This window comes from Flavobacterium sp. UBA6195, from assembly GCF_002422095.1.
In the GTDB taxonomy this organism is placed as follows: domain Bacteria; phylum Bacteroidota; class Bacteroidia; order Flavobacteriales; family Flavobacteriaceae; genus Flavobacterium.
The window spans coordinates 34333-47356 of the sequence record NZ_DITB01000091.1; the positions used below are offsets into that span (position 1 = coordinate 34333).

General features: G+C 34.5%; 14 protein-coding genes. 5 read left to right on the plus strand and 9 right to left on the minus strand.

Translation table 11 applies throughout. From position 1 onward, the window contains the following. Nucleotides 1–59 precede the first annotated feature (59 nt). A complete protein-coding gene (locus B4I81_RS08250) occupies nt 60–635 on the plus strand; it encodes an NUMOD4 domain-containing protein (protein ID WP_291109544.1) in 576 nt (191 codons plus the stop codon). 25 nt (nt 636–660) lie between these two features. On the opposite strand, the gene B4I81_RS08255 is transcribed toward B4I81_RS08250, so the two are convergent. From B4I81_RS08255 to B4I81_RS08270, 4 genes are read right to left on the minus strand one after another with little or no spacing between them, the layout of a single operon-like run. Continuing rightward, a complete protein-coding gene (locus B4I81_RS08255; protein WP_291109546.1) occupies nt 661–2193 on the minus strand; it encodes a cryptochrome/photolyase family protein in 1533 nt (510 codons plus the stop codon). After that, a complete protein-coding gene (locus B4I81_RS08260; RefSeq protein ID WP_291109548.1) occupies nt 2194–3486 on the minus strand; it encodes a DASH family cryptochrome in 1293 nt (430 codons plus the stop codon). It abuts the gene before it with no gap. Nucleotide 3487: 1 nt separating this feature from the next. After that, the gene (locus B4I81_RS08265) at nt 3488–3628 is read right to left on the minus strand and encodes a DUF2256 domain-containing protein (RefSeq protein WP_133610440.1); all 141 of its coding nucleotides are present in this window, start codon (nt 3626–3628) and stop codon (nt 3488–3490) included. Next, nucleotides 3628–4263, minus strand: a complete 636-nt coding sequence (locus B4I81_RS08270; RefSeq protein WP_291109550.1) for a flavin reductase family protein — start codon at nt 4261–4263, stop codon at nt 3628–3630. Before B4I81_RS08270 ends, B4I81_RS08265 begins: the two co-directional genes overlap by 1 nt. 149 nt (nt 4264–4412) lie before the next feature. On the opposite strand from B4I81_RS08270, the gene B4I81_RS08275 reads away from it, so the two are divergent. After that, the gene (locus B4I81_RS08275) at nt 4413–5753 is read left to right on the plus strand and encodes an FAD-dependent oxidoreductase (RefSeq protein ID WP_291109552.1); all 1341 of its coding nucleotides are present in this window, start codon (nt 4413–4415) and stop codon (nt 5751–5753) included. Between the two features lie 22 nt (nt 5754–5775). Here B4I81_RS08275 and B4I81_RS08280 read toward each other — a convergent pair whose 3' ends face one another. The 3 genes from B4I81_RS08280 to B4I81_RS08290 form a co-directional block, all read right to left on the minus strand. Beyond that, nucleotides 5776–6138, minus strand: coding sequence for a cupin domain-containing protein (locus B4I81_RS08280; RefSeq protein ID WP_291109554.1), 363 nt, complete (start codon nt 6136–6138; stop codon nt 5776–5778). A 3-nt stretch (nt 6139–6141) separates the two neighbouring features. Continuing rightward, nucleotides 6142–6510, minus strand: coding sequence for a DMT family protein (locus B4I81_RS08285; protein ID WP_291109555.1), 369 nt, complete (start codon nt 6508–6510; stop codon nt 6142–6144). A gap of 87 nt (nt 6511–6597) precedes the next feature. After that, on the minus strand, nt 6598–8115 hold the full coding sequence (locus B4I81_RS08290; protein ID WP_291109557.1) for a helicase HerA-like domain-containing protein: 1518 nt from the start codon (nt 8113–8115) through the stop codon (nt 6598–6600). A 141-nt stretch (nt 8116–8256) separates the two neighbouring features. Here B4I81_RS08290 and B4I81_RS08295 point away from each other — a divergent pair, with 141 nt between their 5' ends. Further along, the gene (locus B4I81_RS08295) at nt 8257–8889 is read left to right on the plus strand and encodes a 7-carboxy-7-deazaguanine synthase QueE (RefSeq protein WP_291109559.1); all 633 of its coding nucleotides are present in this window, start codon (nt 8257–8259) and stop codon (nt 8887–8889) included. A 91-nt stretch (nt 8890–8980) separates the two neighbouring features. Here the strand turns inward: B4I81_RS08295 and B4I81_RS08300 are convergent, their stop codons facing one another. Beyond that, entirely contained in the window at nt 8981–9688 is a 708-nt protein-coding gene (locus tag B4I81_RS08300; RefSeq protein ID WP_291109561.1) for a class I SAM-dependent methyltransferase, read from the minus strand. Nucleotides 9689–9768: 80 nt separating this feature from the next. Here B4I81_RS08300 and B4I81_RS08305 point away from each other — a divergent pair, with 80 nt between their 5' ends. Next, entirely contained in the window at nt 9769–10266 is a 498-nt protein-coding gene (locus B4I81_RS08305; RefSeq protein ID WP_291109563.1) for a YkgJ family cysteine cluster protein, read from the plus strand. Nucleotides 10267–10405: 139 nt separating this feature from the next. Here the strand turns inward: B4I81_RS08305 and B4I81_RS08310 are convergent, their stop codons facing one another. Further along, complete coding sequence (locus B4I81_RS08310) at nt 10406–11638, minus strand: exo-beta-N-acetylmuramidase NamZ family protein (RefSeq protein WP_291109565.1); 1233 nt, start codon at nt 11636–11638, stop codon at nt 10406–10408. A 7-nt stretch (nt 11639–11645) separates the two neighbouring features. Between B4I81_RS08310 and B4I81_RS08315 the strand changes: the two genes are divergently transcribed. Continuing rightward, complete coding sequence (locus B4I81_RS08315; RefSeq protein ID WP_291109567.1) at nt 11646–12878, plus strand: ABC transporter permease; 1233 nt, start codon at nt 11646–11648, stop codon at nt 12876–12878. The last annotated feature ends 146 nt before the right edge of the window (nt 12879–13024 follow it).

The window sequence follows — 13024 nt, forward strand, 5'->3', positions numbered from 1 at the left end:
CATTAAATCAGACGAAAGTCTTAAATAATACGCCCCTTAATTTATTTAAAGACAAAAACATGAGTCATTTTGTAATTGAACAATGGAGAGAATATCCAATTGAAGTTCCAGGTAAGGTTAGATATGCGGTTTCTAATTATGGTAGACTTAAAAGTTTTACTGATAAAATTGAAAACGGGAAAATTCTAAAAGGTGCTCCAACTGAAGGTTTTCTATTTTTACGTTATGTTAGATCGGTTAACGGAAAAAAAAGTTATTATTCTCATGCCATTCATAAAATGGTGGCGGAGCTTTTTATTCCAAGAGTAAGTGAAGACCAAGAATATGTTTTACATCTTGATTATGATAAAATGAATAATCAGTTGTATAATTTGAAATGGGCAACTTATAATGAGATGCGAGCTCACGGTCATAAAAGTCCAGCTGTAAAAGCCGCTTTTAAGAAGTTTCAAGAAGATAACATTAAACGTGATGGTAGAAAATTAACCTCTACTCAAGTAATGCGAATAAAGTTAAAAATGAAACGACAAGGTGAAAAGTTCAGCGTTAGAAAAACAGCTAAAGAATTTAATGTTTCTGAAATGCAAATTTATCGTATTAAATGGGGTCAAAATTGGGGACACATACAAGTATAAACCGAAGCAAATGCTTCGGTTTTTTTTATAAGTTATTGATGTTTTCCAAAATCGAAATCGCTTTTTCTTTTGTTGCTGCTAATTCTTCGGGTTTCATTTTTCTAAGTAAGGCTAACATCATGCTCATTCTTTGATTATTGGCAAAATGTTGTTTTTTTTCATCTAAAAAATGCCAATACAAACTGTTGAACGGACAGGCTTTTTCGCCCAATTTTTCTTTTACGTTGTAATGACAACTGCCACAATAGTTACTCATTTTATTGATATAACTTCCTGAAGAAACATAAGGTTTCGTTGCCACAATTCCACCATCAGCATATTGACTCATGCCTCGTGTATTCGGCATTTCTACCCATTCAATCGCATCGATGTAGACACCTAAATACCAAGCATCAACTTCATCAGGATGCAATTGGGCTAACAAGGAGAAATTTCCAATGACCATCAATCGCTGAATATGATGCGCATAGGCTTCCGATAAACTTTGAGAAATCGAATGTTGCATGCATTTCATTTTAGTTTTTCCAGTCCAAAAGAAATCAGGTAGCGGATTGTAGTTTTCTAAGGCGTTCATTTGGGCATAATTCGGCATTTCTTTCCAATAAATTCCTCTAACGTATTCGCGCCAACCAATAATTTGTCGCACAAAGCCTTCTACTTGCGCCAATTCAATGGTTTCTTGATTTTGATAATAATACGAAACCACTGCATCCACCACTTCTTTCGGACTAATCATTTTGGAATTCATCGCAAAAGACAAACGCGAATGAAACAGAAATTTATGTCCACTAAACAACGAATCTTGATAGGTTCCAAAATGTGCCAACAAATGCTCACAGAAATAATCAATCAATTGCAAACTTTCATTTCTTGAAGTCGGCCAATTGAAATTTTCTACATCAACACTTCCAAAAGTGGTGATGTTTTGACTTTCAATTTCGGCAACAATTTCGCTGACATTTTTATGAAATTCCAAAGGAAACGGGATCGGAACTTCGTTTTTATATTGATTACGGTTGTTATGGTCAAAGTTCCATTTTCCATCTAACGGTTGATCACCCACCATTAGAACATCGTGTTTTTTTCGCATCATACGATAGAAACTTTCCATCAAAAGTTGCTTTTTTCCTTTGAAAAAATCAGCCAACTCATTTCTGGAAGTATAAAAATGTTCGGAATCCACCGCTTTTGTTGGAATAACAAGTTTTTCGCATATAGATTTCAATTGTTCATCTAAACGATATTCATCAGGAAATTGGTATTCAAATTGTTCGATTTTATTCTTTTCAACCAAACTCAAAATCAATTGTTCCAAATTCTGAGGATTATTGGCATCCGAAATTTTATAATAAACCACATGATGACCTCGTTTTGTCAATTCTTCCGAAAAATTTCGCATGGAAAGAAAAAACGCCGCAACTTTTTGAATATGATGTTTTACATAATCCGTTTCCTGACGCATTTCTGCCATTACATATATCACATTCGGATTGATTTCTTCAAACCAAGAATGTTGTGAATTGAGTTGGTCGCCCAAAAGTAATCGTAATATTTTCATTTAAAATAATTCAGGAATTAACCACATTTTCTGAAATTTTCCATCGCTATCGTACATTTCTGCTTGGCGCTTGATGTTGAATTTTCTGTCTCTTGGATCGTTTCCAACACCAGCGTTGTACATCCAATTGCCATAATTGCTGTGCACATCGTAATCAATCAACATACTTTCGAAATACGCTGCACCAATGCGCCAATCTTGTTCCCTTTCTTTTGCCCAATAACTCGCTACATTTTGACGACCGCGATTGCTCATCCAACCCGTTTTCTGCATTTCAATCATGTTGGCATTCACGAAATGTTCCGGAGTTGTGCCGTTTGTCCATTGATTGAAAGCTTTTGTATTTTGATTCCAATGGTATTCTTTTTGCAAAATACCATTCAATTGAAAAATTTTGTTGCCGTGTTTTAGCGAAATGTACTTGAAATAATCACGCCAAATCAATTCGAAAATCAACCAATACGTATCTTCGTTTTTGACTACTTTTTTCTCAAATTGTTGCACTTCCCAGTAAATCATTCTAGCCGAAATACTTCCATTTGCTAACCAAGCCGAAAGTTTTGAACTGTAATCTTTTCCAACTAAACCGTTTCGAGTTTTCTTGTAAACAGAAAGTTTTTTGGTATCCCAAAAGTATTCTTTGATTCTTTTTTTAGCTTGATTTTCGCCACCTTTAAAAGGAAAAGCCGTTTTATTGGGTTGCTTAAACTCATCAAATCCTAAATCTTCTAAAGTTGGAATAGTAGTTTTTTCTTCAATTAGATTAGAAATTGGTTTTGCTGAGATGGAAACGGTTGGTCGCACTCGGATTTTCTTTTCCATTTGTTTTCTGAACTCTGTAAAAACTTCTGGAATCTTTTCCCAATCTTCATACGGAACATCATCAGGATGAAATAGAAATTGGTCGTAATATGTTTTCCAATTCACCGCTGGAATTAAATTTCGCACTTCAGTTTCAACATCTACTTCTTCTTGCGTCCATTCGTTTTGACTGTAAATCGTTTCAATTTGATATTTTGCCGCTACTTCTGGAATCAATTGTTCGGGATAGCCGTAATAAACTAATAACGAGATATTCTTCTCTGCTAAATTTTGTTGTAATTCGGCTAAAGTTTCTAAAAGAAATTGAGTTCTAAATTTTTCTGTTTTCTTGAAACCGTATTGAGTGGTTTCGAAATGTCTCGGATCTAAACAATAAATTCCTATTACTTTTTCATTTTCCCTACAAGCATTGTACAACGAATGATTGTCAATCGTGCGCAAATCGTTTCTAAACCATATTAATCCGTTCATGCTATTTGTTTTTATTCATTCTACATTTATCACTGCAATACATAACTTCTTCCCAATTTTTCTCCCATTTTTTGCGCCATGAAAAAGGGCGTTGACAGGTTTTACATATTTTTTCGGGAAGATTTACTTTTTTATGCGCCATTATAACATCGAAGTTGAAGGTTTATCTGGTCGCGCATAATGAAATCTGTCGGATAGTTTCGGAACAGCATAACCATCTAAACCATTAATAGCTACTACATTTCCTCTATCCAATTGCATCCAATTGTCATCATGAAAAAGGTTTTCATCCGCATAAATAGTTTCAATAGAAGCGATAATGTGAATACAATCGTTTTCTTTAATTTTGTACTCGTTTACATATTTGCACAATAATTTTACTGGACTTCCTTTTACAAAAGGAACCTTCAAATCATCAATAAATTCCGGTTCTAAGTTCGTTTTATCGAATTCTGAAATATGTTCGTCATAACTTGAGGATGTATGATGTGCATCGGCAATCATTTCTTCGGTAATATGATTTACAGTAAAATATCCGGTTTCTTTTATGTTTTTATAAGTGTCTCTTGGAACTGTTGTGGGTCTTAAAATAAATCCTAGCAAGGGTGGTTCGCTTCCTAAGTGGGTCACACTACTGAAAACAGCTACATTCAAAACGCCTTCGGTTGAAACCGTTCCTATTAAATTAGCGGATTTATAACCAGTAACACAATTGACTAAGTTCAGTCGAGGGACTTTTGACATATAGAACAATTCGTCTTTCGTAATCTTTTTCATAGCAATTTTTATTCAAAGATACATTTTGTTTAACTAATATTAAAAATAATTAAACAAAATTTGAATTCAAAATCAAAAATCTAATAAAAGTCGGGCTTAGAAATTTATTATTCTGTATTTTTGCAGTCCAAATTTTTACAAAAGTCTTCATGCAAACGCCACAAAAAATTGCTGTTGTAGGTTCAGGATTAGTAGGAACTTTATTGGCAATCTATTTAAAAAGAGCCGGACATACAGTACATGTTTTCGACAGAAGTCCCGATATTAGAACGGTTGAGTTTTCGGGTCGTTCCATTAATTTGGTGATGTCAAATCGCGGTTGGAAAGCATTGGAAGATGTGGGTTTAGATGAGGAAATTAGAAAAATCGGAATTCCAGTAGATAAAAGAGCCATCCATTTACAAGATGGAAAACTAAATTATCAATTTTACGGAAAAGAAGGTGAAGCTATTTTTTCATTGTCAAGAGGCGTTTTGAATAGAAAAATGGTTGATTTAGCTGAAGCTGAAGGGGTGGAATTCTTTTTCGAACGTAAAATTTGGGATGTAACTTTAGCCACTGCAACTTTATGGGAAGGCGAAACCGAGCAAGACGAGTGGACTGAGTTAAAATACGACAAAGTTTTCGGAGCCGATGGTGCTTTTTCGAGAATTAGACACAGAATGCAACGTCAATCGATGTTTGATTATTCGCAAGAGTTCATGAAAATTGGTTACAAAGAATTACATATTCCTGCCAATGCGGATGGTTCTCCAAAAATTGATATTCATTCGTTACACATTTGGCCAAGAGGAAATTTCATGTTGATGGGATTGGCTAATTTAGACAACTCGTTTACTTGTACTTTGTTCATGCCGATTGAAGGCGAAAATTCGTTTGAATCATTAACTAACGAAGAGAAATTAGTTTCGTTTTTCGCGACTTATTTTCCAGACACAAAAGATGTAATTCCTGATTTAGTGCGTGATTTTTTCAGAAATCCGAACAGTTATTTGGCGATTATGAAATGTTTCCCATGGACATTTAACGATAAAATTGCTTTAATTGGTGATTCAGCACATGCGATTGTGCCTTTTTACGGTCACGGAATGAATGCAGGTTTTGAAGATATCACGATTTTGAATGAATTAATGCAACAACATGGTGACGATTGGGATCGAATTTTTAAAGCTTACGAAATTTCAAGAAAGCCAAATGCAGACGCCATTGCCGAACTTTCCAGAAGAAATTTTGAAGAAATGAGTGCAAAAACTGCGGATGCTAATTTCTTACTACAAAAGAAAATCGAAAAATGGTTTTCCGATAAACATCCAGAAAAATGGATGCCTTTGTATAGTAGAGTAACTTTTAGTTTACAACCTTATTCAGAAGCCATGGCGATTGGTGATTTTCAAAATGAAATTATGCAAGAAGTTTTGAAAATGGATAACATTCATGAAAATTGGAATTCGGAAGAAGTTGAAAATAAGATTTTAGAATTATTAAAATAGAAAAGAGGCAATCGCCTCTTTTTTATTCTTCTCTATTAACAGCATCCATACTAAAAGCTGGCGTACAAATCGCCAAGTATTCACAAGGTTCATCAAACGGATTGGAATATTGAACACGTGTGTTTTTCTCAATTTTTATCGATTGACCTGCTTCTAAAACTATTGTTTCATCTTCGATGATAAATTGCTTTTTCCCTTTAATGATATAAGTATATTCATCAAATTCTGGAGTTTGAAAAGGTTCGCTCCAACCCGGTGGCGCTATCATATGCGCTATAGAAATCGCTGAATTGTTTGTAGTTGCCAATCCGTGATGTTCTTCAATCAATTTTCCATCTGTAGTTGGAACTACGAATGGTGCTTTTTGTATAAAATATTTTTTCATGTCTTACTTCTTAAATATAAAATAAACCGCCAACACTAAAAAACAAAATCCTACGGCATGATTCCATCGGAATGTTTCGTTTTTGAAAAATAGTAAAGAGAAAATAACAAAAATGACTAACGTAATCACTTCTTGAATTACTTTTAATTGCATTAATGAAAACGGTCCGCCATTACCTTCATAACCCAGTTTATTGGCTGGAACTTGAAAGAAATATTCAAACAACGCTAATCCCCAACTGATTAAGACAACTGTTATTAATCCCGCATTTTCAAACCATTTTAATTCTTTAAATTTTAAGTGCCCATACCAAGCCAATGTCATAAAAACATTAGAAAGTATGAGTAATCCTATGGTAATAAATCCTTTCATCTTAATTTTTGAGTTTAAAAGGTTAAAAGTTAAAAGTTAAAAGTTTATAAGTTAAACCCAAAACCTTTCATCCAACACCCTTTACCTTTATTTCTTAAACATCTTCATTAATAAACCAAACGCACCGCGAATAAAACTAGCGCTCGTAACTACTTTGGTAATTGATTTCCCAACTACTTCAGCCGTACTAGGTTCTTCTTTTGCTTTTCGGGTTGGTTTTTCGGCTTCTTGTTTGGCTGCGACTTCTTGTGCTTCAGTAATTTTCTTGTTTAGCATTTCGTAAGCACTATCACGGTCTACAATCTCATTATATTTTTTCGCTAATTTCGATTTTGCGATACTTGCTTCAATTTCACTTTCTGTTAAAACATCCATTCTACTCATTGGTGCGCGCATCATAGTAGCTACTAATGGTGTCGGAGTTCCTTTTTCGCTTAATGCGGTTACAAAAGCTTCTCCAATTCCTAACGAAGTTAACACTTCATCAGTTTCATAAAAAGTAGTGTCGGGATAATTTTCAGCTGTCATTTTGATGGCTTTTCTATCATTCGCCGTGAAAGCTCTCAAGGCATGCTGAATTTTTAAACCCAATTGTGCCAAAACGCCTGTTGGAACATCCATAGGATTTTGCGTAATGAAATAAACTCCAATTCCTTTCGAACGAATCAATTTCACAATCGTTTCAATTTGATTTAATAATGTCTTGCTAGCTTCGTCAAAAATCAAATGCGCTTCATCAATGAAAATGACTAATTCTGGTCGACCAGCATCGCCTTGTTCGGGCATCGTATTGTAAATTTCGGCTAACAAACTCAACATGAAAGTCGAGAATAATTTCGGTTTGTCTTGAATATCGGTCAAACGCATGATGTTCACGTAACCATTTCCGTTTTCGTCAATTCGCATTAAATCTTGAATATCGAAAGATTTTTCGCCAAAGAATAATTCCGCACCTTGTTGTTCTAGTTCGATAATTTTTCTTAAAATCGAACCAGTTGAACTGGTTGAAATTCTTCCGTATTCGGCTTCAAATTCGGCTTTTCCTTCTTCGGTTGCGTAATTAAGTACTTTTTTGAAATCTTTTAAATCCAATAATGGCAAACTATTATCATCACAATATTTAAAAATAATAGAAACTACGCCGGATTGCGTATCGTTCAAATCTAATATTCGAGAGAATAAAACAGGTCCAAATTCAGAAACAGTTGCTCTCAAACGAACACCATTTTGTTCTGAAATAGTCATTAATTCTACAGGAAACCCCTTTGTTTCATAAGGAATCGAAATTTTAGCATGACGTTCGGTGATAAACGATTTTTCTTCGCCAGGCATAGCAATTCCCGAGAAATCTCCTTTAATATCCATCATCAAAACAGGAATTCCATTTTGCGATAATTGTTCGGAAAGCACTTGAATGGTTTTGGTTTTTCCAGTTCCTGTTGCTCCAGCAATTAATCCGTGACGGTTTAAGGTTTTTAATGGAATGTTTACGTGTGTATTTGGAACCGCTTCGCCATCTAAAATTCCACCTCCTAATGTGATAAATTCGCCTTTACAAGCGTAACCTTCGTTTATATGTTTGCTAAAATCTTCTGTCTTGCTCATTTTGATGTATTTTGAATTTCAAATGTAGTTAAAATACAATCAAATTTCAAGGACAATGACATTTACAATTTCAAAATTCTGACTTCTTATTTCTAAATTCTAACTTCCAAGTTGTATCTTTGCCCACTATTTTTATTTGAGATGTTACAGAAAGAAGTACAATTAGCGGTTGAAAAAGGCGAAATGTTGCCTTTAATGGAGGAGTTTTACACGATTCAAGGCGAAGGATATCATACAGGAACAGCAGCTTATTTCATTAGAATTGGCGGTTGCGATGTAGGTTGCCATTGGTGCGATGTGAAAGAAAGTTGGAATGCGGAATTGCATCCACCAACGAATACCGATTTGATTGTTGCCAATGCCAAAAAATATGCCGACACAGTTGTGGTAACAGGAGGAGAACCTTTGACTTGGGATATGACTTTATTGACTTCAAAATTAAAAGCTCAAAATTTAAAAGTACATATTGAAACTTCTGGAGCTTACGAAGTTTCAGGAACTTGGGATTGGTTTTGTTTGTCGCCAAAGAAAAACAAATTACCTGTACAAAGTGCTTACGATATTGCTAACGAATTAAAAGTTATCATCTATAACAAACATGATTTCATTTTTGCCGAAGAACAAGCGGCAAAAGTAAATCCAAACGCGATTTTGTTTTTACAACCCGAATGGAGCAAAAAAGAAGAAATGACACCTTTAATTGTAGAATATGTAATGAATAATCCAAAATGGAGAGTTTCGTTACAGACTCATAAATATTTGAATATTCCATAATTTTTGCTCGCTAAGTCGCAAAGAAGAAATATTTTATTTGTGAAACTTTGTGCAAAAACTTCGAGGTACTTTGTGTAACAAAAACTTTAAATTATATTATTGAAAGCTTTGCCAAATAATCAAAATGTTCACCTTCTAAAATAAGTTCACATTCCAATCCATTGGCAATTGCTCCGTTTTGTAGCGTATTATAATCCAAATATAACCAATCAAAAGTATCTTCGGTTGCTCCTTTATATTGAATAGTGAAGGTCAATTCACCATAATAACCATTTGCAGGAACTTCGTAAGCACCATCTTCATCTTGGTCGTACATATAAATTAAGTCGGAACTATCAATTAGAATTTGCCCACCTTCATTTAAAAGTGATTTCAATTTTTGTAAAAAAGTAGGAATCTGATTCATTTTTCCGAAAATCCCGGTTCCGTTCATCAAAAGTAGAATGGTGTCGAATTTTTCTGAAGTATCTAAATTTAATACATCCGAAACTTTACAGTTTTTCAAGCCTCTCAATTCACAAGCTTTAATTGCATTTTCCGAAATATCAATTGCGGTAACATCGAAACCTTTTTCCTGCAAATACAAAGCGTGACTTCCTGCTCCACAACCTACGTCTAACACTTTTCCTTTCGCTAATTGCAATGCTTTTTGTTCCAGTTTTGGCATGTCTTTAAAATCACGAAACAAATAGGCAACGCTCATTTCATCGGCTTCCGAAATAGAAGTTTCGGTGATTAAATCTTCGGGAGAATTATTGGTTTGGTAGTCTAAAATAGCTTTTCCGAAAAGGTCTTTCATGGTTTGTATTTCAAAATTCAACATTCGTTATTCTAAATTCGGAATTCAAAATCGTAACTTTGCAGAAGAAAATCTATAAAATGCTAAAGCCAAATTTAAACGAACTCGGAAAACTTGCCAAAGATACGCATAACGAAACCAAAAAGTATTTTGACAAGTTAAAAAAGAAAACACCCAAGAATTTGGATTATGTAATGCAAGATTTACACGATGCCGAATTCAAAAAAACGGATTGTTTAGAGTGTGCCAATTGTTGCAGAACAACTGGGCCGTTATTTACGTCGGCCGATATTGAACGAATTTCGAAAAGTTTCCGTCAAAAACCACAGCAGTTTATCGACCAATATCTTCGCATAGATGAAGATAACGATTATGTATTAAAAAGTGTTCCGTGTACATTTTTAGACAGCGACAACAAATGTTTTATCTACGATGTCCGCCCAAAAGCTTGCCGAGAATTCCCACATACCGACAGAAAAAAATTCAATCAAATCACTGATTTAACGCTACTTAATGTTGCGATTTGTCCAGCGGCTTATAATATTGTGGAGAAAATGAAGGAGAAGTTGCCTCTTTAATGAGTGGTCAGTGTTCAGTTGAAAGTGTTCAGTTTTTATCGCAATCTTGTCATTCCGTTAGGAATCTCAAAGTTTATTGGTGATAATTCGTGAAATTCACGTTTTTTAACTTCCAACTTCCATCACCCAGCTTCCATCATCACTCGTAAATCAAATATTTCTTTCTCACTTCCTTAAACTGCTCCAAACCTTCTTGCCACGTTTTTCTAATTTCTTTTTCGGTCATTCCGGCTTCAATTTGTTCGCGTAGTTTTTTGGTTCCGGCTAATTTGGTGAAGAAATCGTTGAAGAAAACAGTTTTGTCTGCGGTATTTTCGTAAGCTTTCAATAACCATTTTAATTCTAATCGGTGCACTTTCCTAATTTCGGTTAAATCTTCTCCAAAGCATAATTTTCCATTATGAACGGGATCTTTTGCTCCAAAATTTGGTTGCGGAGTAAAGCTAAAATCAAATTCACTTTTCGGTAAAAAAGGCGAACCATAAATTTGGAATTGCTTTTCAGTACCGCGACCTAAACTGACATTCGTGCCTTCAAAAAAACACAAACTCGCATACAAATTAATCGATTGATCGTTTGGTAAGTTTGGCGAAGGCTTTACAGGTAAGCTATATTTCATATCGCGCGAATAGTTCAAACAAGGTGCTACTTTCAAGTCACATTGAATACTATCTTTCAACCATTTTTCGCCATTAATCATTTTTGCATATTCGCCAATCGTCATCCCATGCAAAACCGGAATTTCATGCATCCCAACAAAACTCTTGTGTTCCTTTTCTAAAATTGGACCATCAATAATAGTTCCATTCGGATTTGGTCGGTCTAAAACCAAAAGCGGAATGTTATTTTCCGCACAAGCTTCCATCACATAATGTAACGAAGATATGTATGTGTAAAATCGCGCACCAACATCTTGCAAATCAAAAACCAAGATATCAATTCCTTCTAATTGCTCAGGTTTTGGCTTTTTATTGTTTCCGTAAAGGGAAATAATAGGCAAGTTTGTTTTGGTGTCTTTTCCGTCAACGATTAATTCGCCAGCATCTGCTGTTCCTCTAAAACCGTGTTCAGGCGCATAAATTTTCTGCAGCTTGATGTTTTGTTCGATTAAAAAATCAACCAAATGTTTTTCTTTTGAAAGAATTCCTGTTTGATTCGTAACAATTCCAACACGTTTGTCTTTCAATAAAGATAAATAACTCTCAAAGTTTTCGGCACCAGTTTTAAAAGCAACATCTGTTGAAGTGGAAGTCAAAGTCACATTATCATTGCTTGGTTTTACTTGCGGAATCGCCTTTTTGCTACTTCCACACGAAACGATTAGTAAAGAAAAAAATAATAATGTACTTTTGAAAAATAATTTAGATGTCATAAAAACCTTGAATTTAGAATATTTCATAGCCAAAAGACTAATTGCTGCTAAAAGTTATAAAAGTAGTATTTCTTCGCCAATTATAAAAATTGCGATTACGGCAATTGCCATCGGAATTATTATGATGATTATGGCGGTGGCTACAGGTGTTGGACTTCAAGATAAAATTCGCGAGAAAGTTTCGGCTTTCAACGGACACATTATTATTTCTAATTTTGATGACAATCAATCACAAGTCACCACTGAACCGATTTCTATCAAGCAAAGCTTTTACCCTAAATTCAAAAATGTAGAAGGCATCAGTCATGTGCAAGCTGTAGCAAGCAAAGCTGGAATAATTCGCACAGAAAAAGCTTTCGAAGGAATCATATATAAAGGTGTTGGTAAAGATTATAATTTCACCAATTTAGAAGAATATTTGGTTGATGGTAAAATTCCAAATCTAAAATCCGAACTAAATACCGAAGTTTTAATTTCGGAATACTTAGCAAAGCGTCTTCATTTAAAAGTAGGAGATAAGTTTCTGACTTTTTTTATGAAAGACAACGGAAAACTTCCAAATAAAAGAAACTTCCTAATCACCGGAATTTTCAACTCAGGTTTTCAAGAATTCGATGCTACTTATATAATAGGTGATATTCGTCACGTGCAACTCATTAATAAATGGCGACCAACAGATGTCGGTGCGTTCGAAGTTTTCGTAGAAGATTTTTCAAAAATCAAAGAAAAAGGAGATGAGGTCTACAAAGAAATTCCGCCTACCTATAATAGTATCACCATCGAAGAAAAGTATTATAGTATTTTCGAATGGCTAAAATTGTTCGATTTCAACATTTTGGTTATTCTAATTGTAATGATTGTCGTAGCTACTATTAATATGGTAGTCGCACTATTAGTCCTAATTTTAGAACGCACCCAAATGATCGGAATTTTAAAAGCTATGGGAGCTAACAATTGGAATGTTCGAAAAATATTCCTGTACAACGCTTTCTATTTAATCGCCCGAGGATTATTTTGGGGAAATCTTATAGCAATTTCTTTATTGTTAATTCAAAAATTCTTCGGCGTAATCCAACTCAATCCCGAAAACTATTACGTAAACGAAGCGCCAGTAAGTATTAATTTACTTCACATCGCATTATTAAATATAGGAACCGTAATCGTTTGTTTGTTGGTTTTATTAATTCCATCTTACATCATCACCAAAATTTCACCAGTAAAAGCAATACGTTTCGATTAGGTTTTTTAGAAGCAGCCGTTTAGTATTTCATAAAGAGTAATAGTCCCGCTGTGCGCTACAATCTTTTTGCTTTTTGTTGCCTTCGAGTACCTCAGGCAACAAAAAGCAAAAAGGATTTCCACTCCCATCGGGGCTCATATCTTTGT